Source organism: Nocardioides sp. Iso805N, assembly GCF_000364605.1.
Classification (GTDB): domain Bacteria; phylum Actinomycetota; class Actinomycetes; order Propionibacteriales; family Nocardioidaceae; genus Nocardioides.
Genome location: NZ_KB822586.1, coordinates 47,675 through 73,531, shown reverse-complemented (window position 1 = coordinate 73,531; position 25,857 = coordinate 47,675). Strand labels below are relative to the sequence as shown.

27 protein-coding genes are annotated in these 25,857 nt (G+C 71.2%); 15 read left to right on the top strand and 12 right to left on the bottom strand.

Features of this window, described 5'->3' with window-relative positions; genetic code table 11:
* Positions 1-38: 38 nt before the first annotated feature.
* Complete coding sequence (locus H036_RS0119000) at positions 39-1,370, bottom strand: ammonium transporter (RefSeq protein ID WP_017936396.1); 1,332 nt, start codon at positions 1,368-1,370, stop codon at positions 39-41.
* A 122-nt stretch (positions 1,371-1,492) separates the two neighbouring features.
* Between H036_RS0119000 and H036_RS0118995 the strand changes: the two genes are divergently transcribed.
* Positions 1,493-2,371, top strand: a complete 879-nt coding sequence (locus tag H036_RS0118995) for a class I SAM-dependent methyltransferase (RefSeq protein ID WP_017936395.1) — start codon at positions 1,493-1,495, stop codon at positions 2,369-2,371.
* A 35-nt stretch (positions 2,372-2,406) separates the two neighbouring features.
* Here the strand turns inward: H036_RS0118995 and H036_RS0118990 are convergent, their stop codons facing one another.
* Entirely contained in the window at positions 2,407-3,450 is a 1,044-nt protein-coding gene (locus H036_RS0118990) for an LLM class F420-dependent oxidoreductase (protein WP_017936394.1), read from the bottom strand.
* 194 nt (positions 3,451-3,644) lie between these two features.
* Between H036_RS0118990 and H036_RS0118985 the strand changes: the two genes are divergently transcribed.
* Positions 3,645-4,850 carry an NAD(P)/FAD-dependent oxidoreductase gene (locus H036_RS0118985; RefSeq protein WP_017936393.1) on the top strand — a complete coding sequence of 402 codons (1,206 nt, stop codon included), beginning with the start codon at positions 3,645-3,647 and terminating at the stop codon, positions 4,848-4,850.
* 225 nt (positions 4,851-5,075) lie between these two features.
* On the top strand, positions 5,076-6,617 hold the full coding sequence (locus H036_RS0118980; RefSeq protein ID WP_017936392.1) for a DEAD/DEAH box helicase: 1,542 nt from the start codon (positions 5,076-5,078) through the stop codon (positions 6,615-6,617).
* Between the two features lie 93 nt (positions 6,618-6,710).
* Here H036_RS0118980 and H036_RS23755 read toward each other — a convergent pair whose 3' ends face one another.
* Positions 6,711-7,334 (bottom strand): flavin reductase, encoded by a 624-nt coding sequence (locus tag H036_RS23755; RefSeq protein WP_017936391.1) that lies wholly within the window; start codon positions 7,332-7,334, stop codon positions 6,711-6,713.
* Positions 7,335-7,546: 212 nt separating this feature from the next.
* Here H036_RS23755 and H036_RS25800 point away from each other — a divergent pair, with 212 nt between their 5' ends.
* Positions 7,547-7,702, top strand: a complete 156-nt coding sequence (locus H036_RS25800) for a hypothetical protein (RefSeq protein ID WP_017936390.1) — start codon at positions 7,547-7,549, stop codon at positions 7,700-7,702.
* A 40-nt stretch (positions 7,703-7,742) separates the two neighbouring features.
* Here H036_RS25800 and H036_RS0118965 read toward each other — a convergent pair whose 3' ends face one another.
* Together H036_RS0118965 and nemA are read right to left on the bottom strand one after the other, a co-directional pair.
* Positions 7,743-8,861: a carboxylate-amine ligase gene (locus H036_RS0118965; protein ID WP_017936389.1), complete on the bottom strand. Its 1,119-nt coding sequence runs from the start codon at positions 8,859-8,861 to the stop codon at positions 7,743-7,745.
* A 33-nt stretch (positions 8,862-8,894) separates the two neighbouring features.
* A complete protein-coding gene (gene nemA / locus H036_RS0118960; RefSeq protein WP_017936388.1) occupies positions 8,895-9,986 on the bottom strand; it encodes an N-ethylmaleimide reductase in 1,092 nt (363 codons plus the stop codon).
* 74 nt (positions 9,987-10,060) lie between these two features.
* On the opposite strand from nemA, the gene H036_RS0118955 reads away from it, so the two are divergent.
* The 3 genes from H036_RS0118955 to H036_RS0118945 are packed head-to-tail and all read left to right on the top strand — an operon-like array spanning position 10,061 to position 12,213.
* Positions 10,061-10,960: a heavy metal-binding domain-containing protein gene (locus tag H036_RS0118955; RefSeq protein ID WP_198290026.1), complete on the top strand. Its 900-nt coding sequence runs from the start codon at positions 10,061-10,063 to the stop codon at positions 10,958-10,960.
* Complete coding sequence (locus H036_RS0118950; RefSeq protein WP_017936386.1) at positions 10,957-11,787, top strand: heavy metal-binding domain-containing protein; 831 nt, start codon at positions 10,957-10,959, stop codon at positions 11,785-11,787. Before H036_RS0118955 ends, H036_RS0118950 begins: the two co-directional genes overlap by 4 nt.
* A 12-nt stretch (positions 11,788-11,799) precedes the next feature.
* On the top strand, positions 11,800-12,213 hold the full coding sequence (locus H036_RS0118945; RefSeq protein WP_017936385.1) for a hypothetical protein: 414 nt from the start codon (positions 11,800-11,802) through the stop codon (positions 12,211-12,213).
* Between the two features lie 3 nt (positions 12,214-12,216).
* Here H036_RS0118945 and H036_RS0118940 read toward each other — a convergent pair whose 3' ends face one another.
* Positions 12,217-13,080, bottom strand: a complete 864-nt coding sequence (locus H036_RS0118940) for an oxygenase MpaB family protein (protein WP_017936384.1) — start codon at positions 13,078-13,080, stop codon at positions 12,217-12,219.
* Positions 13,071-13,481, bottom strand: coding sequence for a hypothetical protein (locus H036_RS0118935; protein WP_017936383.1), 411 nt, complete (start codon positions 13,479-13,481; stop codon positions 13,071-13,073). Before H036_RS0118935 ends, H036_RS0118940 begins: the two co-directional genes overlap by 10 nt.
* Positions 13,482-13,602: 121 nt before the next feature.
* On the opposite strand from H036_RS0118935, the gene H036_RS0118930 reads away from it, so the two are divergent.
* On the top strand, positions 13,603-14,877 hold the full coding sequence (locus H036_RS0118930) for a threonine/serine exporter family protein (protein WP_198290025.1): 1,275 nt from the start codon (positions 13,603-13,605) through the stop codon (positions 14,875-14,877).
* A complete protein-coding gene (locus H036_RS0118925) occupies positions 14,874-15,293 on the top strand; it encodes a pyridoxamine 5'-phosphate oxidase family protein (protein ID WP_017936381.1) in 420 nt (139 codons plus the stop codon). Before H036_RS0118930 ends, H036_RS0118925 begins: the two co-directional genes overlap by 4 nt.
* A 91-nt stretch (positions 15,294-15,384) precedes the next feature.
* Here H036_RS0118925 and H036_RS0118920 read toward each other — a convergent pair whose 3' ends face one another.
* Together H036_RS0118920 and H036_RS0118915 are read right to left on the bottom strand one after the other, a co-directional pair.
* The gene (locus tag H036_RS0118920; protein ID WP_017936380.1) at positions 15,385-16,362 is read right to left on the bottom strand and encodes a DUF6159 family protein; all 978 of its coding nucleotides are present in this window, start codon (positions 16,360-16,362) and stop codon (positions 15,385-15,387) included.
* A 70-nt stretch (positions 16,363-16,432) separates the two neighbouring features.
* Positions 16,433-16,786, bottom strand: coding sequence for a hypothetical protein (locus tag H036_RS0118915; RefSeq protein ID WP_157417634.1), 354 nt, complete (start codon positions 16,784-16,786; stop codon positions 16,433-16,435).
* 60 nt (positions 16,787-16,846) lie between these two features.
* On the opposite strand from H036_RS0118915, the gene H036_RS0118910 reads away from it, so the two are divergent.
* From H036_RS0118910 to H036_RS0118890, 5 genes are all read left to right on the top strand, one after another.
* On the top strand, positions 16,847-17,245 hold the full coding sequence (locus H036_RS0118910; protein ID WP_017936378.1) for a homing endonuclease associated repeat-containing protein: 399 nt from the start codon (positions 16,847-16,849) through the stop codon (positions 17,243-17,245).
* A gap of 99 nt (positions 17,246-17,344) precedes the next feature.
* The gene (locus tag H036_RS0118905; RefSeq protein WP_017936377.1) at positions 17,345-17,872 is read left to right on the top strand and encodes a maltokinase N-terminal cap-like domain-containing protein; all 528 of its coding nucleotides are present in this window, start codon (positions 17,345-17,347) and stop codon (positions 17,870-17,872) included.
* Between the two features lie 50 nt (positions 17,873-17,922).
* Complete coding sequence (locus H036_RS23750; protein WP_017936376.1) at positions 17,923-19,674, top strand: putative bifunctional diguanylate cyclase/phosphodiesterase; 1,752 nt, start codon at positions 17,923-17,925, stop codon at positions 19,672-19,674.
* Positions 19,675-19,709: 35 nt separating this feature from the next.
* Complete coding sequence (locus H036_RS0118895; RefSeq protein ID WP_017936375.1) at positions 19,710-20,270, top strand: sugar O-acetyltransferase; 561 nt, start codon at positions 19,710-19,712, stop codon at positions 20,268-20,270.
* Between the two features lie 7 nt (positions 20,271-20,277).
* On the top strand, positions 20,278-20,826 hold the full coding sequence (locus H036_RS0118890) for a TetR/AcrR family transcriptional regulator (protein ID WP_017936374.1): 549 nt from the start codon (positions 20,278-20,280) through the stop codon (positions 20,824-20,826).
* An 85-nt stretch (positions 20,827-20,911) separates the two neighbouring features.
* Here the strand turns inward: H036_RS0118890 and H036_RS0118885 are convergent, their stop codons facing one another.
* The 3 genes from H036_RS0118885 to H036_RS0118875 all read right to left on the bottom strand — a co-directional run bounded on the left by H036_RS0118885 (position 20,912) and on the right by H036_RS0118875 (position 23,686).
* Positions 20,912-22,525 carry an APC family permease gene (locus H036_RS0118885; protein ID WP_017936373.1) on the bottom strand — a complete coding sequence of 538 codons (1,614 nt, stop codon included), beginning with the start codon at positions 22,523-22,525 and terminating at the stop codon, positions 20,912-20,914.
* 148 nt (positions 22,526-22,673) lie between these two features.
* Complete coding sequence (locus H036_RS0118880) at positions 22,674-22,985, bottom strand: AzlD domain-containing protein (protein ID WP_026146170.1); 312 nt, start codon at positions 22,983-22,985, stop codon at positions 22,674-22,676.
* Positions 22,982-23,686 (bottom strand): AzlC family ABC transporter permease, encoded by a 705-nt coding sequence (locus tag H036_RS0118875; protein ID WP_017936371.1) that lies wholly within the window; start codon positions 23,684-23,686, stop codon positions 22,982-22,984. Before H036_RS0118875 ends, H036_RS0118880 begins: the two co-directional genes overlap by 4 nt.
* A gap of 92 nt (positions 23,687-23,778) precedes the next feature.
* Between H036_RS0118875 and H036_RS24635 the strand changes: the two genes are divergently transcribed.
* Positions 23,779-25,809 (top strand): putative bifunctional diguanylate cyclase/phosphodiesterase, encoded by a 2,031-nt coding sequence (locus tag H036_RS24635; RefSeq protein WP_017936370.1) that lies wholly within the window; start codon positions 23,779-23,781, stop codon positions 25,807-25,809.
* Positions 25,810-25,857 lie beyond the last annotated feature (48 nt).

The following is a 25,857-nucleotide window of genomic DNA, read 5'->3' as shown; positions in this document are numbered from 1 at the left end:
GCGAACGGGGCGAGACGTCACGCCGCGCACGTGTCGGGTCAGCTCCGGTGCTCTCCGTGCCCGCTGTGACTGAAGATGCTCCCGTGCCGCGGCCCCGTGCCGACATGCAGGTCGTACGCCGACTCCGCGTGCACGATCAGATCGATCCCGGCGACCTCGTGCTCGGGGTCGATCCGGAAGCCCATCGCCTTGTCGACCACCAGGCCGAGCACGCCGGAGACGGCGAACGCGTAGACCAGCACCACCAGCGCGCCCAGCGACTGGCGGCCGAGCTGGGTCATGCCACCGCCGTAGAGCAGCCCGTCGACACCCGTCGGCGCGGCCGAGCTGGCCAGGACGCCGATCAGCACCGTGCCGACGAGACCGCCGACCAGGTGGACGCCGACGACGTCGAGCGAGTCGTCGTACCGGAAGCGGTACTTGAGCGCGACCGCGCTCGCACACACCGCGCCGGCGACCAGGCCGACCACGATCGCCCCCAGGGGCGTGACAGAGCCGCAGCTCGGGGTGATCGCGACCAGACCGGCGACCATGCCGGAGGCGGCCCCGAGCGAGGTGGCGTGCCCGTCGCGTATCTGCTCGACGGCGAGCCAGCCGCCGGCCCCTGCCGCTCCGGCCACCAAGGTGGCGGCGAAGACCACGGCCGCGCCCTGGTCGGCGCGGAACGCCGACCCGGCGTTGAAGCCGAACCAGCCGACCCACAGCAGCCCGGCACCGAGCATGACCAGGGTCAGGTTGTGCGGACGCATCGCGTCGTTGCCGAAGCCGACCCGGCGACCGAGCACCAGGGCCAGCGCGAGGCCGGAGGCGCCGGAGCAGATCTCCACGGCGGTCCCGCCGGCGAAGTCGATCAGGTGCACCCGGTTGACCAGCCAGCCGCCGGTGTGGCCGGTGCGCGAGCCGTCGAAGACCCAGTGCGCGAGCGGCGCGTAGACCAGCACCGTCCACAGTCCGATGAAGACCACCCACGCGCCGAACCGCGCGCGGTCGGCGATCGCACCGGCCACCAGGCCGCCGGTGACGACCGCGAACAGCCCCTGGAAGCAGGCGAAGAGGATCACCGGCACGTGCAGCCAGTTGCCCCGGCCGCTGACCAGCGACTGCAGCCCGAAGTACTGGAACGGGTCGCCGAACAGTCCACCGCCGACATCGTCGCCGAACGCCAGCGAGTAGCCGACGATCACCCACACCAGCGTGATGACGCCGAGCGCCGAGAACGTCATCATCATCATGTTCAGGACGCTCTTGGAGCGGACCATGCCGCCGTAGAACAGCGCCAGGCCCGGCACCATCAGCAGCACCAGCGCGGCGGCAGCCAACAGCCAGGCCGTGTCGCCGGGGTCGACAGCGGTCGCGACGAGAGGGAGCACGGTGGTCGAGGCTCCAAGCCGGATGTTTCAGGGTCCCGCGTGGAGTGTTACGTCCGAGTTAACGCTGCCTGACGGCACCGGTGCCGGAGACCGTACGCCGCGGCAGAGCGCACAATCTGTCCATGTCCGAAGAACGGGTCGCCAGCCGGACCGCCGTCCTGGTCTGCCTGGGGCGGGCGGCCGCCGACGGCCGACTCGCCGTCGGGCACTTCACCGACCCGGTCGCCGCCGACCTTCTCACCGTCGAGGAGCGTGTCGTCCTCGACCAGGTCCGCGCCGGTACGCCGCCGCAGGGCTGGGCCGAGCGATCGACCTACGAGTCCGTGCGAGCGTGCGCCGAGATCATCGCGCCGCGAACCGTGGCTATCGACGATGCGATCAGGTCGCACCCCCATCTGCAGCTGGTCGTCCTCGGCGCCGGCCTCGACACCCGTGCCTGGCGGATGCCGGAGCTGGTCGACGTCGACGTCACCGAGATCGACCATCCGGCCTCGCAGCGGGACAAACGGGCGCGGATCGGCGAACGGCCGGCGCTGGCGCGAACGTTCCGCTTCCAGCCCGTGGACCTCGCCGTCGATGATCTCGCCGCGGGACTGGAGGCCAGCGGGCACGACGGCGACGTACCGACGACGTGGCTGTGGGAGGGCGTCCTGCCCTATCTCACCCGGCGTGACATCGTCGCGACGCTCCGTGCCATCGGCGACCGGTCGGCGCGCGGCAGCACCCTGATCGTGAACTACCAGACGCCCTCGCTGCGTGCTCGAGCCGGACGGCTGGTCGTCGGCACGCTCGCACGGCTGGGCCGCACGGCGACCATCACCGCCAACGAGCCCTGGCGCACCCTGCTCACCGCCGAACAGCTGTCGGGTCTGCTCGCCAACGCCGGCTTCGGCGTCCAGCACGACGACGACCTGCTGAGCATCGCCGAGCGGATCGGCTCGGAGGCGCGGGTGCGCACCTCCCTGCGCAACGGCCGGGTGGCCGTCGCAGCACGGCACTGACGGCACTGCCCCAGAGGCCGTCCGACTCGGCAGCGCTACGCCAGCACCTCAGCGACCCGCCGGACCTCGTCCGCCGACCGCAGACTCAGCAGCAACGTGGTGACACCCGTCGACTCCCATTGGGCGACGCGCTCGCGGACCTCGCCCGCCGTACCGACGATGTGCATGTCGTCGACCAGCTCGTCGGGCACCAGCGCGGTGGCCCTGTCCTTCTCGCCGGCCAGGTAGAGCCGCTGCACCTCCTCGGCGAGCTCGCCGTAGCCCATCCGCACGAAGACGGCGTTGTGGAAGTTCTGCTCCTTGGCGCCCATGCCACCCATGTAGAGCGAGACGAACGGCTTCATCGCAGCCAGCACCGCCCGCTTCTCCTCGGCCGACGAGACGACCTCGAGATGACACGTCGCGGCGATCTCGAAGTCCGCACGCGTACGCCGCGCGCCGGGCCGGGCGAATCCCTCGTCGAGCCACGGCTGGTACATCGCGGCGCTCTTCGGCGTGTAGAAGAGCGGGATCCACCCATCGGCGATCTCGGCGGTCTGGGCGACGTTCTTCGGCCCCTCGGCACCCAGCCAGATCGGCACATCGGCGCGAAGGGGGTGCACGATCGACTTGAGCGGCTTGCCCAGACCGACCGAGCCGGGGCCGTTGTAGGGCAGCGGGTAGTGCGGACCGTCGTTGGTCACCGGAGCCTCGCGCGCCATCACCTGGCGGATGATCGAGACCACCTCGCGGGTCCGGGCGAGCGGCTTGGCGAAGGGCGCGCCGTACCAACCCTCGACCACCTGTGGACCGCTGACGCCGATGCCGAGGATGACCCGACCGCCGGACAGGTGATCGAGCGTGAGCGCGTGCATCGCGATCGACGTCGGAGCACGGCCGGACATCTGCACGATCGAGGTACCGAGCTTGATCCGCGAGGTCTCCCGCCCCCACCAGGCCAGCGGCGTGAACGCGTCACTCCCCCACGCCTCGGCGGTGAAGATCGCGTCGAACCCCGCCTCCTCGGCGGCCGCGACGACCTCGCCGACGCCGGCGGGCGGCTGCGCGCCCCAGTAACCCAGCTGCAGACCCAGCTTCATTCCTGCTCCTCCTCCACGCCTCGGCCCCGGGGCTCGGTGCGCCGGCACGACCGCGGACCGATCGGTGCGCTCCAGCAATGTAAGCACTACCCCACCGACCAGAACGTGTTTCGGTCTCTCCCTCCTCAGCAGCGTTGAAAAGTCAGGTGCGGCTGGTCAGGCTGGAGGTCACCGCCACCAGCTGAGGAGCGCACGTGAGCACTGACCTGCCCATCGCCATCGTCGGAGGCGGACTCGCCGCCGGCACCGCTGTCACTGCCCTGCGCGATCAGGGGTACGCCGGCCCTCTCGTCGTCTTCGCAGCCGAGTCCCACCTGCCCTACGAGCGGCCGCCACTCTCCAAGGGCTTCCTGATGGGCAAGGACCCTGCCGAGAAGGCGCTGGTGCACGATGCCACCTGGTACCGCGAGCACGACGTCGACGTACGCACCGGCGTCCTGGTCACGGCCCTGGACCCGGACGCCCACACCCTGCAGGCCGGCGGCGAGGAGATCGCCTACCGGGCGCTGCTGCTGGCAACAGGAGCCGAACCACGCCGGCTGGCACTGGCCGACCGGGCCGGGGTGTCGACGACCTATCTACGCACCCTCGACGACTCCACGGCGCTGAAGGAGGAGCTCCGGGCAAGCCGCCGGATCGGCATCATCGGTGGCGGTTGGATCGGGCTGGAGGTCGCGGCGGCTGCCCGCGAGGCGGGTGCGGAGGTGATCGTGCTGGAGATGGCGGCCCAGCCGCTGCTGGGCGTCCTCGGCGAGGAGGTGGCGCAGATCTTCGCCGACCTGCACCGCACGCACGGCGTGGACCTGCGAACCGGCGTGCAGGTGGAGTCGATCGAGCGCACCGACTCGGGCACCGCACGCATCGGGCTCGCCAACAAAGATGCGGTGGAGGTCGATCACCTGGTGGTCGGCGTCGGCGTCGTACCTGCCACGGAGCTGGCCGAAGCCGCCGGCATCGTGGTGGGCAACGGCATCCGGACCGACGCCCACCTGTGCACCTCGGCACCGGACGTCTACGCCGCGGGGGACGTGGCCAACGCCGATCATCCGGTGCTCGGGCGCGCGGTCCGGGTGGAGCACTGGGACACCGCGATCAAGCACGGCAAGGTGGCGGCCGCCAACCTGCTCGGCGGCGCGGAGGTCGCGGACGCGCTGCCCTACTTCTTCACCGACCAGTACGACCTCGGCATGGAGTACGTCGGCAACGCGGGTCCGGACGGCTTCGACCGCGTCGAGATCGTCGGCGACGTACCGGGCCTGAACTTCCGGGTGTGGTGGCTGCGCCGCGAGGAGCTGGACGGCGAGGAGCGCGAACGAGTGGTGGCCGGGATGCACGTCAACGACTGGGATGCGATCGATGAGATCCGTGCCAAGGTCGGCACGCTCTCCCCGACTTCGTAGAAACGGTCGCCGACTTCGTAGAAACGCATGCGACGCGTCGTCGGCGTGCGCGCGCCGATGCCGGACCTGGGCGGATCCTGCGGTAACCTCTTGGTATCGACTCGTGCTCTCGCCGCGAGTTGTCCGCACGTCGAAGCCCCGCGTTCCACGCTGGACTCCGTGCGTAGTCGCCCGAGGCCCTCGGATCCCGACTGTTCGGCGAGAAGCCTTACAGAGAGATTCTGCGTGACCTCCTTCGCCAGCCTTGGCCTGCCCTCGTCCCTGTTCGACGTCCTCAGCCGACAGGGCATCACCGACCCGACCCCCATCCAGGCAGCGACCCTGCCTGACTCCCTCGCCGGCCGCGACGTGCTCGGCCGCGGCCGCACCGGCTCCGGCAAGACCTACGCCTTCCTGCTGCCCGTGGTCGCCCGGCTCGCCGCCGAGCGCCGTACGCCCCGAGCACGCGCGCCGCGTGCCCTGATCCTGGCCCCGACCCGCGAGCTGGTCGCCCAGATCGAGGCTGCCGCAGCACCGCTGGTCAAGGCGGCCGGTCTCACCACCCGCACCGTCTTCGGCGGTGTCGGCCAGAAGCCCCAGGTGGACGCGCTGCAGCGCGGCGTCGACATCGTCATCGCCTGCCCCGGTCGCCTCGAGGACCTCATCGGCCAGAAGCACTGCACCCTGGCCGACATCGAGATCACCGTGCTCGACGAGGCCGACCACATGGCCGACCTCGGCTTCCTCCCGGGCGTACGTCGGCTCCTCGCCGCCACGCCCAAGGACAGCCAGCGGCTGCTCTTCTCCGCCACCCTGGACAAGGCGATCGACGCGCTGGTGAAGCAATTCCTCACCAACCCGGTCACCCACCAGGCCGACTCGGCGCAGTCGCCGGTGTCGACGATGTCGCACCACGTGCTGCACATCGAGCGGGACCAGCGGGTCGCGATCCTGACCGACCTGGCGAGCGCACCGGGACGGACCGTGATCTTCACCCGCACCAAGCACGGCGCCAAGGCGCTTGCGCGCCAGCTCAACCGCAACGACGTACCTGCGGTCGAGCTGCACGGCAACCTCTCGCAGAACGCCCGGACCCGCAACATGGACGCGTTCCACAGCGGCGAGGCGACTGCGCTGGTGGCCACCGACATCGCCGCCCGCGGCATCCACGTCGACGACGTGGCGCTGGTGGTCCACGCGGACCCGCCGACCGAGCACAAGGCCTACCTGCACCGTTCGGGCCGCACCGCACGAGCGGGCAACGACGGCACCGTCGTCACCCTGATGACCAGCGACCAGGTGCGGGACGTGCGCGACCTCACCAAGGCAGCCGGCATCAAGCCGCAGACGACGCGGATCGAGGGTGCTCACCACCCGATCCTGGTCACGCTCGCGCCGGGCGAGCGCACCCGCCCGGGTGCGTTCGAGCCGGTGGTCGTGCAGCCCGAGCGCCGCCCCGCTGGCGAGGGCACCGGCACGCGCAAGAGCCGCCCCGGCAGCCGCGCACGCAAGCGCCAGACCGGCGACGGTACGACGACCGCGCAGCGCGGGCAGGGCTCGCCCAAGAACGGCTCGGCCACGTCTGGCAGCGCCAGGAACGGCGCTCCCAAGCAGGGCGGCTCGCAGGCTGCCGCGAACAAGGGTGGCAGCACGAAGCCAGCCGGTTCGGGTGCCCGTCGCGGTGGTCGCGGCAACGGCGGCGGCAGCGCCGCCGGAAGTGCCGCCGGAAGTGCCGCCGGCGGCGGTCGGCCGCACAGCGCAGCGTCGTTCAGCTCCGGTCGCCGCTGAGCGAACACCGGGCCGCACCAGGCCTCTTGACGTCGATCGGGCGGTCGTTCACATCGTGAGCGGCCGCCCGATCGGCGCTTCGGTCCCCGGCGGCTACTCCGCGAGCCGGTGATAGGCCGACCGGAAGAACAGCAACGGCATCTCCGCCTCACCGTGGACCATCGCCTGCACCCGGCCGAGCACCACGTCGTGGTCACCGGCCTCGTGCACCGCGTGGATCGTGCAGTCGATCCACGCCAGCGAGCCGTCCAGACGAGGCGCGCCGGTCGACGGCGCCGGCGACCACGGCACCCCGGCGAACTTGTCCACGCCCTTGGCCGCGAACTGGTTCGAGAGCTCCTCCTGGTTCGAGGCCAGCAGGTTGACGGTGAAGTGCCCGGTGGCGCGGATCGCCGGCCAGGCCCGCGACGTGTGCGCGGGCACGAACAGGACCAGCGGCGGCTGCAGCGAGACCGACGAGAACGACTGGCACGTCATCCCCATCGGGCCTTCACCCGTCATCGCGGTGACGACGGTGACGCCGGACGCGAAGCGGCCGAGCACGTCGCGGAAGGCGCGGGCCTGCTCGGGATCGACGTGTGCGTCCTCGGCGACGGCGGAGAAGTCGAAGCTGCCGAGGAAGGAGTCGATCAGCTGACGTGGGGGCCAGGTGGTCGCCGCCTCCGGCGAGACACCCTCGGGAACGGCTCGCTCAACGTTCGACTCCCTCACGTTCATCGACTCTAGCGAGGCCATGAATGGACGCGCTCGTGGCCCCGAGTACGCGGCAGCGACGGACTCGCGTGCACGCAACGCCCGTCGCCGGCGGTCGGCGGGCCCGCGTCGAACGTCGAAACCGCCGGCTGCCGGCGGCGTAGGTTTCCGAAACAAGCCCCCGGGGGTACCTGTCCTGGTCGGTCCGCACCCGCGGGCCTGTGGAAGGAGTCGCCATGATCATCCTCGGCTTGATCCTGCTGATCCTGGGAGCGGTGCTCAGCGTGCCGGTCCTGTGGACCATCGGGATCATCTTGATCGTCGTCGGGGCCGTGCTGTGGATCCTCGGGTCGGCTGGCCGGCAGATCGGTCCACGCGCGCACTATTGGTGATCGGTCACAGGCAGCCACGTGGCGGTGACGGCGCGAGCCGTCACCGCCACGTGCTGTCTGTCCGGGTGATCAGGTCGTCGACGACGCCCTCCACGGCACCCGTCCGCTCGTACGCCGCCCGCTGCCGCGTCGCGCCACCGGCCCGCAGGACCCGCTCCGCACCCTCGACGACCCGGTCGAGGTCTCCCGATGCCTCCAGCGCCGGTCGGACGTGCTGGACGAGCGCATCCACTACCTCTCGCGCCGGGCGCAGCTCACGCAGCAGCGGGTGCACCAGCGTCCCTGCCAGTCCCACGTGTGCGGCGCGCCAGCTGCTGGCGCGCAGGATCTCGGCCCGCCATCGGTCCAGCGGCTCGCTCGCCGCCCAGGCGTCGGCGGCCGTCTGGGCCAGACCCCGCACCAGTGCCGCGCACAGCACCGTGTCCGCGAGGTCGGTGCACACGTCGAGCACCCGCACCTCGACCGTCGGTTGCCCCTTCGAGAGCCGGGCGTCGTAGTAGAGCATCCCGTCGTCGCGTGCGGCCCCGGTCATCTTGAGCAGTCGCGAGGTCTCCTCGTAGCTCTCGACCGAGCCGAAGGCCTCTGTCGCGCCGGCGCTCGGCCACCGGGTCCACGCCTGGCTGCGCCAGGAGGCGTAGTTGGTGTCGCGGCCCTCGAAGTAGGGCGAGTTGGCGGCGATCGCCACCAGCACCGGGAGCCAGGGGGTGATCCGGTCGATCACGCCCACGCCCTCCGCGGGCGAGTCGATCGCGACGTGCACGTGGCAGCCGCAGGTCTGCCCGGTCCGGGCGGTCTCGCCGAACGTGTCCACCATGTTGCGGTAGCGGTCGTTCGGCGAGACCTGCGGCTCAGCGCCACCCATGGGCACGATCCCGGACGCCACCACGGCCAGGCCGGAGGCTTCCGCCGCCGTACCTGCCGTGCGGCGGCCCGCCACCAGCTGTGCCTCGATGTCGTCCAGCGACGCCGACGGGTCGGTGCGCGTCTCGACCTGGTGCAGGAACAGCTCCTGGTCGAGCTCGTCGCTGGCCGCCATCGGCGTCCCTGTCCGATCCTCGTGGGCGCGGATCACCTGAGTCGATCGCGGACTGATGGTGCGGGTCTCCGGGTCGATGAGGAGCAGCTCCTCCTCGACCCCGACCGTGCGTGGCGTCTCCATGCCCCGACCGTTACCCGCAGGAGCGCGCCATGGTCAGGCGGTCAGCGTCGGGTAGTCGGTGTAGCCCTGGGCGTCGCCACCGTAGAACGTCGCAGGCACCGGAGCGTTCAGCTCGGCACCGGTGCGCAGCCGCTCGGGAAGGTCGGGGTTGGCGATGAACGAGCGACCGAACGCGACCGCGTCGATCAGGTCGAGCCCGATCAGGCGCTCCGCCTTCTCGAACGTGTAGGCGCCGGCGCCGAAGATGGCCCCGTCGTACGCCGCCCGCAGCTCCTTGCGGAAGTCGTCCTGCAGCGCTGGGCCGCCGGCCCAGTCGGGCTCGGAGAGGTGGATGAACGCCAGACCGCGGCGGGAGAACTCGCCCGCGAGGTGGAGCGCCATCGGCAGGTCGTCCTCGTCCAGGCCGTTGAACGAGCCCTGCGGCGAGATCCGGATGCCGGTGCGGTCCGGCGACCATGCGGCCGTGACGGCATCGACGACCTCGAGGGCGAACCGGGCGCGGTTCTCCTGGGAGCCGCCGTACTCGTCCTCGCGGTGGTTGCTCGCCGTGCCCAGGAACTGGTGGACGAGGTAACCGTGCGCGCCGTGGATCTCGACCAGGTCGAAGCCGGCGTCACGAGCGTTGCGGGCGGCGCGGGCGTAGTCGGCTACCGTCGACGCGATCTCCTCCACGCTCAGCCGGCGCGGGGTCGGAGAGTCGGCCCGCTGCGGCAGGCCGTCGGGGCCCTTGAGGGTGGCGCGGCTGCGGTACTCAGTGGCCGAGGCGGACACCGGCTGGACGCCGCCGGTCAGCGACTCGTGCGAGACCCGGCCGACGTGCCACAGCTGCGCCGCGATCCGGCCGCCCTCGGCGTGCACGGCGTCGGTGATCAGTCGCCAGCCCTCGACCTGCTCGTCGCTGTAGATGCCGGGCGTGTCCATGTTGCCCTTGCCGACCGGCGAGATCTGGGTGCCCTCGGTGACGATGAGCCCGGCGCCGGCGCGCTGACGGTAGTACTCAGCCATCAACGGGTTCGGCACGTCGCCGGGGTCGGTGGCACGCATGCGGGTCAGCGGCGCCATCAGCACACGGTTCGGCAGCGTCACCGCGCCGACGGACAGGGACTCGAAGAGAGAGCTGTTCACGCCCGGCTGCAACACAGCAGGTCCCACGATGATTCCGCGGACGTCTGCTGGCGGCGTACGGCACGATGGGGACCGTGCCGCCACGCGACGAACAGCAGCCCTGGGACGGTGTCGGCCTGCCTCCGGCCGCTCGCTCCCGGATCGCGCGAGCCGCTGACTCCCACGTCGCCGGGTCGTTGTTGAGCGTGCCGGAGGCCGCGGCGTTGGCGGCGGTCGGCTTCACACCCGTCGGCGAGGTGATGGGCTGCATGGTCGAGCACATCGGCTGGCGCGGCGTCGGCTGCGGCTACGGGATGGGCTACGGGACGGGCTACGGCTCCCGCACGGTCACCTCGGGAAGCGGCAGTCGCTGGGCCGGGCTGGCGCCATTGATGGACGCCTACTACCGGGGTTGGGACACCGCACTGAGCCGGCTGCTCCAAGAGGCTGTCGCCCTCGGAGCCGACGGGGTGGTGGGGATCAGGCTCAGCCAGGAGCACCTGGGTGGCGACAACCGCGAGTTCCTCGCCCTCGGGACCGCCGTGCGAGGCGCTGGACCACGTGCGACGACGCCGTTCACCACGGATCTGTCCGGCACCGACACCAGCAAGCTGCTGCACGCGGGCTGGGTCCCGACCGGCATCGCGATCGGTATCTCGGCCGCTGTCAGGCACGACGACTACTCCACCTACCAGCAGCGGCAGACCTGGTCCAACACCCAGATCGACGGTTACACCGACCTGGTGAACGCGGCCCGCCACGACGCTCGCACCCAGTTCGAGCGACGCGCCCGTGCCCACGGCGGCGAGGCGGTGCTGGTCTCGGGCATGCGGCTCAAGATCTGGGAGCAGGAGCCGAGCGACGGGCACACCGACCACGTCGCGCAGGCCACCATCATCGGTACGGCGGCCACGTCGTTCCGGCGTACCGCCTCCGCGCCCACGAACAGCCTGACCATCCTGCCGCTCGACCGAACCAAGGAGACCCGTCGATGACGCTCGACGAGACCGCTATCCCCCGCGACGCGATCAACCGCCTCAACGCGATGCGCGAGGGCGAGCACCGCGGCCTGTTCACCTCCGACCTGAGCGTCAACGAGTTCCTGCTGGTGCGCGAGGCCGGCTTCCGGCCACTCGGGCTGGTGCTGGGCTCGAGTGTCTACCACGTCGGTGTCCAGTTCGGCCGCTGGAGCAAGAACCAGGAGCTGACCACTCTCTCGGAGGCGATGTACCACGCTCGCGAGCTCGCCATGACCCGGATGGAGGCCGAGGCGGACGCCCTCGGCGCGGACGGCATCGTCGGCGTCCGGCTCGAGATCGAGTTCAAGGAGTTCGGCGAGAGCATCGCGGAGTTCATCGCCGTCGGCACCGCGGTCAAGGCTGATCCCGATCATCCGCTCGCCCCGCCGGGACACTCCTGGCGCAACAACCTCGGCCAGCCGTTCACCTCCGACCTGTCCGGGCAGGACTTCTGGACGCTGCTCCAGGCCGGCTACGCCCCGCTCGGGATGACGATGGGCACCTGCGTCTATCACATCGGCCACCAGAAGTTCTGGCAGGCGCTGGGCAACACCGGCACCAATGTGGAGATCCCGCAGTTCACCGAGGCCCTGTACGACGCCCGCGAGCTCGCGATGGGCCGCATGCAGCACGAGGCCGAGCGGCTCGAGGCCGAGGGCATCGTCGGCGTGCAGCTGCTCAGCCTGCCGCACCGCTGGGGTGGGCACACCACCGAGTTCTTCGCCATCGGCACCGCGGTGCGTGCGCTGCGCGACGATCACATCATCGCCAAACCCACCCTCGTGCTTCCGCTCACCGACTGAGAGGATCGGCGAGTGCCCGACCAGCCCGACCCCGAGGTCGACATCGCGATGGTGGCCGCTGCGTTGCGCGCCGACACCCGTGATCTCGAGGCCTACGCCACCATCTTGACCAGCACGCTCGGCGACGCCCTGCCGCCAGGCGCGGTCGAGGTCGAGTGGAAGCGGTCCCTGGGCGATCGCGTCGCCGGGCGGCGTGGCAGCGTCGAGCGGATCCGCGCCCGCCTCGATGACGTGACCCTCGAGCTCGAGCCGGCGCCCGGCCGTGCGCCTCGGGCCCGGATCGTCACCGAGGTCGGCGGTGTGGTGATCTCGCGACGCGACACCAGCATCGAGGAGTGGGCGCAGACGCTGGCCGGCCGGCTGGCCGAGCAGGCGCAGCGCTCCGAGGCGGCGAGGATCGCACTCGAGCGGCTGCTCGGACTCTGAGGGTCACTCCCCCTGCGGCCGAGGCGGTGGCTTCATCGCCCACCGGATCGTGCCGGTGGTCAGCGTGCCGAGCGCCCGCACCACGGTCCGCTCGGTGACCGGCAGCCAGGGCAGCCGCAGCGGCCGGCGCGTCCACCGCGGCATCAGCCCGATCGCCGCGGCGCTAAACGCGGCGTACGGCACCCGCTCGGCGAGCCCCAGCGGCGGTCGGAGCAGGACGTAGCCGACCGCCTCCCGAGCCTCCGGGGTCGAGCGCAGCTCGGGTCGGAACGCCTGCAGCCGCGCCTTGAGGTCTCGTTCGGTCAACGGCGGATCGAGTACGCCGAGTCGACGCGCCACCTCGGCTGTCTGGGCGACGTACTCGTCCCGCTCGGCCGGGTCGAGCGGGTGCGCGCCGTAGGTCTGGTGTGCGGTCAGGAAGCTGTCGATCTCGGCGATGTGCACCCACTCCAGCAGGTGCGGGTCGTCGGCCCGGTAGGGCGTCCCGTCGGGCATGGTGCCGTGCACGTGGCGATGGATCCGCCGCACCGCCTCGATCGCGGCCTCGGCATCCTCGACGTGGCCGAAGGTGGTGGTCGCGATGAACGTGCTGGTCCGGGCGAGCCGGCCGAGCATGTCGCCGCGATAGCCGCTGTGCTCGGACACGGCGCGCATGGCCGCGGGATGCAGCGACTGCAACAGCAGCGCACGCAGCCCTCCGATGAACATCGCCGCGTCGCCATGCACCCGCCAGATCGGGGAGCCGGGCTCAGCCAGGCGCGGGCCAGCGCGGCCGTGGATCCGGTCGCGACGGCTGGCGCCCTCAGGGCCGGCGACCCTGTGGAAGATCACCGCCCCGGCGGCGCTGCGGACGCGCGTCAGGAGCACTTGAGATCGGTGCCGAGATCTTTGACGAGGGCGGAGGCGCTGGAGTCGAGGGTGGTGAAGGCGGTGCGCAGCTCGGTGAGGCTGCTGACGTCGGTCAGCGCCTTCAGGTCGTCCTGCACCTGCTGGACCTGCGGCTGCAGCTCGTCCTTCTCCTGCGACTTCAGGTCGCCGACGGCGTCGCCGAGTGCGGAGAGCTTGGACTTGACGTCACTGAGCTGGTCCTTGGCATTGCCGAGGTTGCCGGCCTTGAGGTCGGTGACGACCTTCTGCACCGAGGTGGACAGGTCGTCCCGCGCGGAGCAGGCCTTGTCGGTGGCGGAGGTGTCGTCGCTTCCGCAGGCCACCAGGCCCAGGCTGAGCACGGCGAGGACCGGCAACAGGAGCGTGCGGGACGCAGTCATGACCTCGAGTCTGGCACAGCAACAGCGCTGCGGCTCCCCCAGATCCGGTGAGCCTCCAGCACGCCGTCCGATCGGATCGTCCGCTTCTGCGGTAGGACATCGCGGGTGGCACCATGTGCTCGTGCAGACGACCTTCGCCGCTGCGAGCCCCGGCCCGGAGTCCACCTACGGCCGGATCGGCGCGCTGCTGCTGGACGCCGGCATGTCGGTCTCCGACGTACGCGACGGGTTGGAGGCCGCCTGCGCGACGGCGACCCCCACGCTGGACCTGACGTTCTCCGTGCTCCCGCAGACGGTGATGGTCAGCGACGATCAGACCGGGGAAACTCGGATGGCGAGCGCGGAGGGCGCGCTGACGTTCCTGCAGGCGGCCGAGGCCAGCCGCCTCTCCCGCGCGATCGCGCACGGCTCCGTTGCGCTGGCGGATGTGCCGTCGCACATCGCCACGATCCGCGGCCACCGGCAGCGTCATCCCGTCCTGGCCACCACGGTCGGCAGCGCGCTGATCGCGGCCGGGCTGGCGACGCTGTTCCGCTGCCCCTGGTGGGCGGAGGTGTCGGCACTCGTCCTCGGTGCCCTGATCGGAGCCGCCGTGGAGTTGGCCGAGCGGACCCGCTCCGCGGCGTCGGTGATGCCGTTCGTGACGGCGTTCTTCGCCGCATCCGCTGTCGGAACGCTCGTCAACGTCCTCGACATCGGCACCGTGCCGCTGGCAGCGGTCTGCGCGCCGTTCGCCGTCCTCGTCCCAGGCGCGCTGATCACCAACGCCCTGCTCGAGCTGACCTCCACCGACATCGTCGCCGGCGCCGCGCGCCTGACGTACGGCGCCATCGCGCTCGCCTTCATGGCGGCCGGGATCGCCGCCGGAGCCTCGGTGACAGGTCTGCACATCGACCCGGACTCCGCCGGCCTGGTGGGTGACATCCCCGGCAGTGCCCACGGCGGATCGGCCTGGTCGGCGCTGCCACCGGAGTGGATCTCGGTGGTCGGCGTGGTGCTGCTCGCCCTCGGCGTGAGCGTCGCGTTCGGGGCCGGCAGGCGGCTCGCCGGACTCGGCGTCGTGGTCATGCTCGGCACGTACGCCGTGGTCACCGTCGCCGCTGCCATCACCAACAGCATCGTCGCTTCCGGCATCGCCGCCGGTCTCCTGCTGGTCGTCGCCCGAGCCGTCGAGCGACTGGGCTCCGCAGTGCCGGCGACCGTCACGTTCCAGCCCGCCTTCATGCTGCTGGTGCCCGGTACCGTCGGCCTGGTGGCGCTGTCCTCGACCAACACCTCCGCCCTCGCGACCGCCGGGGCGACCTTCGCGAGCGTCTGCATCGGCACGCAGGTCGGTGCGCTGGTGGCCTCGATGGGCCGCCGCGTGGTCGGACCGCCGGTGGCGGTCGCGTCATGACGTCGTGGACGCCCGGCTGGGACGCCTTCCCGGCCGCCCTGCTCGACTTCTGGACCGAGCGGCACCTCTGCGCGCTCACCACCGTGCGACCGGATGGCCGTCCGCACGTCGTGCCGGTCGGGCTCGCGCTGGACCACGAGCAGCGCTGCGGGTGGGTGATCACCTCCGGGGAGTCACACAAGGCCCGCCGGATCGCCGCGGCCCCCGACGGCCTCCAGATCGCCGCATGCCAGGTGGACGGTCGACGCTGGTCGACGCTCGAGGGACGGGCACGGGTGTTGAGTGATGCCGACGCCGTACGTCGTGCCGTGGCGTGCTACGCCGCCCGCTACCGCCTACCCCGGCCCAATCCCGCCCGGGTGGCGATCCGGATCGAGGTCGATCGGTTCCTGCTGTCCGGCACGCTTGCGGACTGAGCGGCCACACCACGTCAGGCACTCCCGGTCCGACGGGAGCAGGGTCGCGCACCGGCACGGCGACCACGCGCGGGGTGACGGCCCAGCCGCGTCAGCTGGGGTCGAAGGGCGGCAGCCAGAGCCGATCCACGCCAGATACCGGTAGGCCGTTGGCGTGCCGGTAGAGGAACGCCTGCAGGTAGGCGCTGAGGGCGCTGAAGACGGACATGGCGAAGAAGACCGTGACCGCGGCGCCCGCCATCAGCAACAGGCCGACCACCGTCGCGGTGGCGCCTCCTGCGAAGAGCACGAATCCACCGACGATGCCGATCACGATCGCCGCAACGCACAGTGCGACCCACGGCACGCTCATCGCCACCTGCGTGACCAACACGGTCGTGAAGCCCTGTCGCACCAGGCCTGCCGAGCGTCGTACCGTCGCCAGCGGCATCGTGCCCTCGACGATGACGACGGGTGTGGCGAACACGGTGGTGAGGCTCCAGCCGACGTCGACCACGAACGAGGCGATGATGCCCCCGATGCCGAGCCGGTTCAGCATGCGCGCCAGGGCGCCGACGACGGCGGAGACCAGCGTCCAGGCCAGCAGCTGCCAGCGCCGACTCCATGCGACCCGCAGCGCGTCGCGCACCGTGGCGGGGCGTCCCTCAGCGCGCAGCAGCGCGGCGGCCACGACCGCGGCGCAGGTCAGCTGGATCACGAAGCTCGTCACGCCGAAGGACAGCCCCGCAACGGCGACGCCGAGGACGCCGCCCTCGCTCCAGTCAGGCTTGACGTCGCCCCAGCGCATCGCCGGGACCAGGACCGCCGCACCTGCCAGCGAGGCGAACATCGCGCCCGCGGCCAGCAGGCCGACCATGGCCTTGTCAGCGAAGAGCATCCGATATGCGGCGTCCACCAACTGCCGGGCGGGCTTCACCTTGGGCGTGCGTCGTCGCCGTCGCCACCATCGGGTCTCGGACTCGGGCGGCTCGATCAGGCGAACGTAGTCCGTCCAGGCCTCACCGTTGAAGTAGCGCTGCTGGCGCTCGTCAGACCAGTCCTTGTACCAACCTGCCCGGAACTCAGCCATCGCTGCCAGACCCTCTCGTCGGTTCCGCGTCGCGCGTCACGCGGCAGCTGGACGCTACCAGTGCGCAGCGTCAGATCTCGCGGATTTCGACCAGCACCTCGCCCGGCTCCTGGTCGTCGTCGACCCACACCACCAGCGAGACGGCGCCGGCCGTGACGCCGATCGACTCCTGCTCGCGGTGGTAGACATCGCGGATCGAGACCATGCCCTCGGTCTCGAGGGTGAAGTCGCCGAGCCGGATCAAGCTGTCATCCTGCGGCTCGGCCACGAAGCTGATGCGCACCGGAGCGCCACGGACCACCCCGATCGCGACGCAGTCGCCGGTCGCCGCGCAGGTCGCTCCGCCGAATGACTGCGGCGGCGTGAACTCCTCCCGGCCGACGACGAGGAGCACGGAGTTCGGCGGTTCAATCACGGGGGGCACGTGCCCATGGTGCCCGACATGTGCCCTCGTCCTCGGGTTCGGATCGTCTACGGTGCTGCTGTGCGGACCCCCGACTTCTCCGACGGCCAACTGCTGGACGGCCTGCGCGCAGCCGCCGCCGAGCTCGGCGAGCCCCTCACCAACGGCGCGTACGACGCCTGGCAGCGCGGGCGCGACATAGCCGCGTCACCGGCGCTGCTGATCCGTAGGTTCGGGTCGTGGCGTGGTGCCTGCGAGGCTGCCGGGCTCAGTGCCAACGCAACCCGCTCGACGAGCCGGCGCTGGTCCGACGAGGACCTGCTTTCCATCGTCGCCGCCTACCTGGCCGCCGACGGCGCGACGGGGTCGTTCGCTGGCTATGCGGCCTGGGCCAAGGCGCAGGAGGACGTGCCGAGCGGCGCGACGCTGCGCCAGCGCGGTTCCTGGGCCGAGCTGAAGAGACGCGCGCAAGCCACGTAGCGCCCGCTGATCCGCATCGAACCGTGGAGTGGGATGCGCACCAGGTGCGCATCCCACTCCACGGTTCTTGTCTGCTGGCCCGCCGCTACAGTTGCCGGCATGGCGGTCATCCACAAGGCCACGATCAGCCCGACCAAGGGCGAGGTCCTCGAGCGCATCCTCGGCGCGCCGGTGACGGTGCGGGGCGCCTACCGGTTCGACGACCCGGACGGCGAGGTCGGCGTCGAGGGCTTCATCCTCACCGTCGGCGGTGCGACGAGGCACGCCGTCCTGACCTACCGCGGCACGCCGCTCGACGGCGCCGAGGAGCACCTGGCCTGCACGATGGAGCACAGCGTGCTCGGCACCCGCTGGGTCTACGACGGGCTCGGCGACCCGGTCGCTCGCGGCTGCTTCGGACGCGCACTGCGCGGCCAGCAGTCACAGGCCGAGGAGGAGGTGTGGGACGGTGCCGAGCACCTCGACACCCGCGAGCCCACGGTCAGGATCGCCACCGTCGCGGGCCAGCCGGCCCCGGCCGGCGCCGTACCCGTGATCGTGACCGAGCTCGCCGAGCAGGACACTGCCGGTGCGCGACTCACCGCCACCTGGGACGGCGGTACGGCGGTCATCGCCACGCTCAGCTGACAGCGGTTTCCCGCACATCCTCGCCCTCGCACTGGGACACTGACCCGGTGATGGACCTCGAGCGCCGCTTCCTGGGCCCCACCGCCGTCGCCCGCAGCCGGGCGTGGCGCGATGCCCCGTCCGTGGCGACCATCAACGTGCTGCGCTGGACGGGCGGGAGCCTCTACCTCCTCGGTGGCACCATCCTCCTGGTCGCCGCCGCCGCAGGGCTCGGATCCGATCGCGTCGACGACCGCAGCGTCGTCACGATCGCGGTGGTGGCCGTCGCGATCGGCCTGATCATCATCGCGATCGGACGCCGATTGCCGCGTGGCGCCTACCACCTGGTCCTCGTGGCCGGCACCGGACTCATCTGCGGGCTCGTCCTGCTGGGCCACGGCGACCCGGCATCGATCGCGCTGAGCATGCCGTTCCTGTTCGTCACGATCAACGCGGTCTTCCTCTTCCCGCTCTGGCAGGCACTCGTCCACGTGGTGATCACGGAGACGGCCTGCACGATCTGCCTGGCGTCGGTGGGCATCACGGCCGGTGCGATCGTGCTCATCCAGGGCTGCACGATCGGGACGACCGTCGTGGTCGCCTGGCTGGCACGCGCCGCCAGTGCGGCCGACCAGGACTTCCTCACCGGGCTCACCAGCCGCCGCGGCTTCGACCGACGGCTCGAGGAGGTGCTGCACGGAGCCGACCGCGACGGGCGCAAGGTCTCCCTCGCGGTCCTCGACGTCGACCGCTTCAAGCAGATCAACGACACCGCAGGCCATCCCGCCGGCGACCGGCTGCTGATCGCGTGCGCCCGCACCTGGGGGCAGTCGCTCCCGCAGACCGCCACCCTCGCCCGGTACGGCGGAGACGAGTTCGCGCTGCTCCTTCCCGACACCACCCTCGGTCAGGCCGCGGACCTCGCCGACCACCTGCGCAGCCGGGCGCCGGACGACGTCACCGTCTCGGTCGGCGTGGCTGCCTGGACGGCGGGCGACTCCGGCTCGGTGCTGATCAACCGCGCCGACGTCGCGCTCTACGAGGCCAAGATGACCGGGCGCGACCGGACGGTCGCCTACGGCGATCCGCTCCGCGCCGCCAGCGAGCTCGAGGCGGCGATCGCGGCCGGCGAGCTGGTGCTGGCCTACCAGCCGGTCGTGCGCCTGACCACCGGCGAGGTGATCGGCTGCGAGGCGCTGGCCCGCTGGCAGCATCCCCAGAAGGGACTGGTCATGCCGGACCAGTTCATCCCCCAGGCCGAGCGGACCGGCGCGATCCGCTCGCTCGGCGCGTGGTCCCTGGCCACCGTCTGCCAGGCCGTCATGACCACCGACGGGCCGCGACGCTCGGTCGGCGTCAACGCCTCCGCGGTGGAGCTGCGCAGCCCGGACTACGCGGCGATGGTGACGGCCACGCTGGACGAGTGGTCGATGCCGGGCGATCTCCTGATCCTGGAGGTCACCGAGGGCGCCTTCGACGACGAGCAGCCGCAGGTGCTGACCAACCTGCGTGCCCTGCGCGAGCGCGGCGTACTCATCGCCATCGACGACTTCGGGTCCGGCTACTCCTCGCTGCGTCGGCTCGAGCAGCTGCCGCTCGACGTGATGAAGATCGACGGCGCGCTGATCAGCGCGATCCGTGACGACTCGGACGAGGCTCCCATCCTGGAGGCCATCGTCAGCATCGGACGCAGCCTCGACGTGCGGCTGGTGGCCGAGCGGATCGAGACCGCTCACCAGGCGGATGTGCTGTGCAAGCTCGGCTACGACCTCGGCCAGGGCTATCACTTCGGCCGACCGGTGATCGGTGAGCTCCCGCGTTGACGCGTCAACATCCACTCATGCGTACATTCGTACATATGAGTGAGAAGACCATGCGCGAACGGATGCTGGCCGGCGACCTGTACCTCGCCGACGACCCCGAGATCGCGGCCGACTCACGCCGCGCGATGAGCCTGACCCACCGGATCAACACCACCGACCCGACCGAGACGGCACAGATCCGCGCGCTGTTCGGCGATCTGCTCGGCGAGTACGGCGACGGCGCCGAGATCCGGCCGCCGTTCCGGTGTGACTACGGCTACCAGACCCGGTTCGGCGCGCGCTCGTTCGCCAACTTCGGCCTGGTCGTGCTCGACGTCGCCGCGGTGACCATCGGCGAGGACGTGCAGATCGGACCCAACGTGCAGCTGCTCACCGCCACCCATCCCCTGGAGCCCGGGCCGCGGCGCGACAAGTGGGAGGCGGCCGAGCCGATCACCATCGGCGACAACGTCTGGCTCGGCGGCGGCGTCGTCGTCTGCCCCGGTGTGACCATCGGTGCCGACACCGTCGTGGGCGCCGGGTCGGTGGTCACCCGCGACCTTCCGGCCGGCGTGGTGGCGGTCGGCAGTCCGGCCCGCGTCGTGCGGGAGCTGTGAGGATCGGGTGACCCGCCCCCGTCGATACGATCCCGACCGGAAGCGGCGCATCCTCGATGCGGCCCTCGCCGTGATCGCCGAGCACGGACGCGCGGGGACCACGCATCGGCTGGTCGCGGCGGCCGCCGACGTGCCACTCGGGTCACTCACCTACCACTTCGCCGGCTTGGACGACCTGTGCCGACAGGCGTTCGCGCAGCATGCCGAGCGACTCTCGACGGTGTACGCCGGGCACTTCGCCGGCGTCGTCGATCGCGCAGGCCTGCTCGATGCGGTGACGGCGCTGGTCGAGGGCAACGCGGGGGCGGATCCGGCCGACTGGGCGATCGCGTTCGAGCTCTACCTGGCGGCGCTCCGCGATCCCGAGCTCCGCACGGTGACGCAGGGCTGGATGGAGGCGAGCCGAGCGACCCTCGGGCGGTTCCTCGACCCCGAGACGGCGCGCGGTGTCGACGCCCTGATCGAGGGCATGGTCATCCACCACATGCTCGCCACCGAGCCGGCGCCTGCGGGCGAGGTACGGCGGGTCTTCGCCCGCCTCATCGCCACGCCGTGATCCCAGCCCCGTGGCCAGCACTCCCCCGCACCTCGGCCACCGGCGGTGGGCAGAGGGGCACGCGTGTGCCCCTCTGCCCATGCACTCAGCTGGGGCGCTCCGCGCCGCTGTCCTCCAGCCCGTCGTGCAGGTGGCGGCGCAGCGCACGATCAGGTCGCACCGCCGCGAAGAACACGGCGCCGATCAGGGCGATCACGAACATCACCACCAAGGTGATCCAGTCGAGGTTGAAGTAGGCGCGCGGAGAGCTCACGCCGGTCGGGAGCACGACGTTGATCAGCATCAGGGCCAGGTAGATCAGCGCGAGCCAGGTCACCACCCGACCCCACCGCCCCATCGTGAACCGCCCCTCGGGCACCCATCCGCGCGATCGGGCGATCACCGCGGCGATCACGGTCATCAGGAAGGACAGGTAGATGCCGCTGACGCCGAAGGAGACCAGCGCGACCAGGGCGTTGACCCCGCCGGGGTAGGTGATGAAGCCGAAGTGCTTGTCGGTGGCGGGCGAGGCGAAGACCAGCAGCACGAAGAGCGCGCTGACCACCGCGCCGGCGATCAGGGCATTGACCGGGGTCCCGAAGCGAGGGTGCACCCGACGGATCCAGGACGACCCCGGCAGCGCGTTGTCGCGGGCGTAGGAGAACGCCAGCCGACTGCCGGCACCCTGCACCGAGGTTCCGCAGGAGAAGAACGCGAAGATGATCATCAGCAGCAGGAAGTCCTGCACGCCCGACGGCAGCTGCCCCAGGATGGCCGGCACCCCGCCGGCGACCGCGTCGCCGACGCCCTTGGCTCCGTCGCCCGGGATCGCCAGCAGCAGCGCCGCGGTCAGCACGATCGAGGCGATGCCGCCCCAGATCACCGCGAGCCTCATGGCGCGGGGCACCTGGCGGCCGGCGTCCTTGGTCTCCTCGGAGATGTCGCCGGCGGACTCGAAGCCGTAGTAGATGTAGACCGGCGCCAGCACCGCGATCAGCGCCGCTCCCAGCCAGCTGCCGTGGAAGTTCAGCCCGAGTGCGTTGGCCGACGCGTGCGTCTGCCCCTGCGTCGAGAACAGGTAGCCCAGCCCGTGGTGGAAGCCGTGGATCGCCAAGATGATGGCGATGCCGAAGGTGCCGACGATCTCGACGTACACGCCGAACTGCGCGACCCGGCCCATCACCTGGGCACCGGTGATGTTGAGGATGGTCTGGATCAGCAGGAGCGCCACGGTGATCCACAGGATCGTGAGGTGGCTGGTCGGATCGAGGCCCCAGCCGAACCAGTTGTGGGTCAGGGCGGCGAAGTAGGTGACCACGCCGGTGTCGACCGCCGCGACCGTGATCAGCAGCGCGAGCCCGTAGAACCAGCCGACGAACCAGCCGTAGCCGGGACCGACGGAGAACTTGGAGTACTGGTAGAGCGCGCCCGCCACCGGGTAGTGACTGGCGAGCTCGCCGAAGACCAGCGCGACCAGCAGCATCCCCGCGATCGGAATGAAGTTGAGCCAGATGTACGCCGGACCGCCCGTGCCCAGTCCGAGCACGAACAGCGAGTAGATGCCCACCATCGGCGAGAGATAGGTGAACGCGACCGAGAAGTTGGCGAAGAGTCCGAGTACCCGCCGCAGCTGCGGCTGGTAACCGAGGCTCGCCAGTCGTGCATCATCGACGTCGTGCTCCGCTCCATCCGGCGCACGGTGCTGTCCCTGCTCGCCCATCGACCGCTCCTCTCTCGTGGCTGTGTGGCCGCGACGCCCGAGCCGCCGTCATGACATGTGACCAGCGTCACATGTGGCTGCGTGCTCACACCCTAGACCCGATCGGGCCGGGTCGCCGTTGCCATGGCTGGGCGTGTCCCGGGGTGCCTCAGCCCCATCCGGCAGCGCGCAGTGCGGCCGCCGTACCAGCGGCGAGCACGACCACCACGATGAACGGCGCCCGCAGCACCAGGGCCACCACCGCCACGACGAGCCCGGCCGCGCGCGCGTCCAGCACCAGCCGGGTGCCGGTGGAGAACGTCTGCAGCACGACCAGGGACGCGAGCAGTGCCGCCGGCAGCATCGCCGTCACCCGGATGATCCGCGGGTGGGCGAGCCAGCGGGGCGGGATGGAGTAGCCGGCCAGCTTGCAGGCGAAGGCGATGACGGATGCGGCTAGGACCGCTGCCCAGGTGCTCATCGTGCGCCCGGCCAGACCCACGCGATGACCGCACCCACGGCAGCCGCGGCGAGGACGGGGATGCCCTGCGGGACGGCCGGAACCAGTGCGGCGGTGACGACGGCGGCGACGATCGCTATCGCGACCGGCTCACGGGCCCGCAGCCGCGGCCACAGCAGTCCCATGAAGGCGGCAGACGCGGCGGCGTCCAGACCGAACTGCTTCGGATCGCCGAGGGCGTTGCCCGCCAGCGCGCCGAGGAACGTCGTCAGGCTCCAGCCCAGATAGATGCCGATGCCCGTCACCCAGAACCCCAGGCGCCGCAGCGACCGGTCCTCCTGGGCCACCGCCACCGCCGTGGACTCGTCGATGGTGAGCTGCGCGACGGCGTACCTGCGCCAACCGGTGGGCCGCATCGTCGGTGCCAGCTGCAGCCCGTAGAGCGCGTTGCGCAGGCCGAGCAGCGAGGAGGCGCCGACAGCGGCGCCGACGCTTCCGCCGCCGCCGAGGATGCCGATCAGGGCGAACTGGGAGCCGCCGCTGAAGAGCAGTAGCGAGAGCAAGCAGGTCTGCAGCACGCTCAGCCCGCTGGTGACGGACAGCGCACCGAAGCTGACGCCGTACAGACCCGTCGCCACCGCCACCGACAACCCCTGTCGGACGACAGCACGCCGGGCCTGGTCGGTGTGGTCGGGGTGGGGCGTGGGCCGGCTGTCGTTCATCAGAGCGCCATCATCGCCGTAGGTCGCGTCGCACTGGCATCGACCCACGCGAAACGCATCGGTGCGGACCTTCGGTGCACTAGCCTCCGGCCATGGCCCGCAGCTCCGACCCGCAGCGGGAACGTACGGGCTCGACGATCCAGCTGTTGCTGACACACGGCGTGCTCATCCTGATCCCCGTGCTCCTGCTCGGGCTCGGCCTGTCCCTCGGCATCCGGGGCATGGCGGACAACCGCGGCCTGGCCGAGGCCCGTTCGGAGGCGCTCCTGGTCGCGCAGACCGCGGTGGCGCCCCAGCTCGACGGGCAGCCGCTCAGCAAGGGCCTGTCCACCCGCGAGCGCAGCGCGATGATGCGGCTGGTGAGCCGCGCGGTCGCCGATGGGCGCGTGTTACGGCTGCGGCTGCGTGACGAGCAGGGTGAGGTGGTGTTCCCCCGAGACTCCACCGCCAAGGCGAAGGGCAAGGCCGGCGGCGAGCTCGGCGACAGCCATGAGGACGATGACGAGGTCGCCGTGGCCGCGAACGGTGGCGTGGTGGCGCAGCTGACCCACGTGAACGCCGATGCCGACGACACCGGTCCGCTCGGTCCGGCTGCGGTCGAGGTCTACCTGCCGCTCACCGCCGGCGAGCCGGCCCGGCAGATCGGAGTCCTCGAGACCTACCTGCCCTATGCGCCCATCCAGGCCGACGTCAGAGCCGGCCTGCACGTGCTCTACCGAGACCTGGCGCTCGGGCTGGCCGGCCTGTTCGTGGTGCTGTTCGTCATCACGCTCTCCGTCAGCCGCAGGCTGCGGCGCGAGCTCGCGACGAACGCCTGGCTGGCCGGCCGCGACGCGCTCACCGGCCTGCCCAACCGGGCCCTGTTCGTCCAGCACGTCGAGGGCGCCGCCGCGTGGTCCGCGCGAACCGGCCGACCGGCTGTGGTCGCGGTGATGGACCTCGACCACTTCAAGGATCTCAACGACACCCTCGGCCATCCCAGTGGTGACGAGCTGCTCGGTATCGTCGCCCGCCGCCTCGGCGCCGGTATCCGACGATCCGACACCGTCTCCCGCCTCGGCGGCGACGAGTTCGGCCTGGTGCTGCGCGATCCCCAGGACGCGCGAGGGGAGCTCTCCCGCCTCGCGGCGCTCGTCGCCACCGAGGCGGAGGTCGGCGGACTGCCGCTGTCGGTCGCGCCGAGCGTCGGCTACGTCCTGCTCAGCGACGACCGGATCTCGGCCAAGACGGCGATGCAGCGGGCGGAGGTCGCCATGTACGCCGCCAAGGCCGACCACACCGTCATCGCCGAGTACGCCGCCGAGCTCGAGCGCTTCGTGGCGGCAGACATGGAGCTGATCGCAGAGCTGCCGCATGCGCTCATCAGTGGCCATCTCGTCCTGCATTACCAACCGCAGGTGGAGGCGGCCTCAGGGGCTGTCGTCGCCGCGGAGGCACTGGTGCGCTGGAACCACCCGAGGCACGGGCTGCTGCCGCCCGGACGATTCCTGCCGATGGCCGAGCAGACCGACCTCATCGAGCGCCTGACCGCCTGGGTGCTGGACGCCGCGCTGTCGGACGCCTCCCGGCTCTCGGCCCACGGCAGACCGCTCCCGATCGCCGTCAACGTCTCGGCGCGCAGCGTCGTACGCGAAGACTTCGCCCAGCAGGTGATCGACGCCCTGCAGCGCGCCGATGTGCCCGCCGCCCAGCTGGTCGTCGAGGTGACCGAGACGGCGCTGCTCACCAGTCCCGAGCGTGCCCGAGACGTTCTCGAACAGCTCGCGCGGGCCGGCATCCACGTCAGCATCGACGACTTCGGCCAGGGCCAGACCTCACTGGGATATCTCGCGGACCTGCCCATCGCAGAGCTCAAGGTGGACCGCGGGTTCGTGACAGGCATGGCGAGCGACCGCGTGCGGACCGCCATCGTCGAGTCGGTGGTCGACCTCGGCCACAACCTCGGGATGCGCGTCGTCGCTGAGGGCATCGAGACCGAGGCGGACCTCGCCGCGGTCCGAGGCCTGGGCTGTGACCTCGCGCAGGGCTACTACATCGCTCGGCCGATGGCGTTCGAGGCCCTGGTCGAGCTGCTGGGCGGCCAGGAGCCGGTTGCGGTCTCCGGAGGCGTTGCGAAGCCCTGACCGGCGACGCGGACCGTCACCAGCCGAATTCCGCAGCTGTTCCGCTCG

What these genes read in the sequence shown, in the direction of transcription:
- H036_RS0118880 (WP_026146170.1), bottom strand. Translation starts at nt 22,985, where the DNA reads ATGAGCACCTGGGCAGCGGTCCTAGCCGCATCCGTCATCGCCTTCGCC.
- H036_RS0118875 (WP_017936371.1), bottom strand. Translation starts at nt 23,686, where the DNA reads ATGAACGACAGCCGGCCCACGCCCCACCCCGACCACACCGACCAGGCC.
- H036_RS0118885 (WP_017936373.1), bottom strand. Translation starts at nt 22,525, where the DNA reads ATGGGCGAGCAGGGACAGCACCGTGCGCCGGATGGAGCGGAGCACGAC.
- H036_RS0118895 (WP_017936375.1), top strand. Translation starts at nt 19,710, where the DNA reads ATGAGTGAGAAGACCATGCGCGAACGGATGCTGGCCGGCGACCTGTAC.
- H036_RS24635 (WP_017936370.1), top strand. Translation starts at nt 23,779, where the DNA reads ATGGCCCGCAGCTCCGACCCGCAGCGGGAACGTACGGGCTCGACGATC.
- H036_RS0118925 (WP_017936381.1), top strand. Translation starts at nt 14,874, where the DNA reads ATGACGTCGTGGACGCCCGGCTGGGACGCCTTCCCGGCCGCCCTGCTC.
- H036_RS0118950 (WP_017936386.1), top strand. Translation starts at nt 10,957, where the DNA reads ATGACGCTCGACGAGACCGCTATCCCCCGCGACGCGATCAACCGCCTC.
- H036_RS23755 (WP_017936391.1), bottom strand. Translation starts at nt 7,334, where the DNA reads ATGAACGTGAGGGAGTCGAACGTTGAGCGAGCCGTTCCCGAGGGTGTC.
- H036_RS0118995 (WP_017936395.1), top strand. Translation starts at nt 1,493, where the DNA reads ATGTCCGAAGAACGGGTCGCCAGCCGGACCGCCGTCCTGGTCTGCCTG.
- H036_RS0118935 (WP_017936383.1), bottom strand. Translation starts at nt 13,481, where the DNA reads ATGACTGCGTCCCGCACGCTCCTGTTGCCGGTCCTCGCCGTGCTCAGC.
- H036_RS23750 (WP_017936376.1), top strand. Translation starts at nt 17,923, where the DNA reads ATGGACCTCGAGCGCCGCTTCCTGGGCCCCACCGCCGTCGCCCGCAGC.
- H036_RS0118990 (WP_017936394.1), bottom strand. Translation starts at nt 3,450, where the DNA reads ATGAAGCTGGGTCTGCAGCTGGGTTACTGGGGCGCGCAGCCGCCCGCC.
- H036_RS25800 (WP_017936390.1), top strand. Translation starts at nt 7,547, where the DNA reads ATGATCATCCTCGGCTTGATCCTGCTGATCCTGGGAGCGGTGCTCAGC.
- H036_RS0118920 (WP_017936380.1), bottom strand. Translation starts at nt 16,362, where the DNA reads ATGGCTGAGTTCCGGGCAGGTTGGTACAAGGACTGGTCTGACGAGCGC.
- H036_RS0118905 (WP_017936377.1), top strand. Translation starts at nt 17,345, where the DNA reads ATGGCGGTCATCCACAAGGCCACGATCAGCCCGACCAAGGGCGAGGTC.
- H036_RS0118965 (WP_017936389.1), bottom strand. Translation starts at nt 8,861, where the DNA reads ATGGAGACGCCACGCACGGTCGGGGTCGAGGAGGAGCTGCTCCTCATC.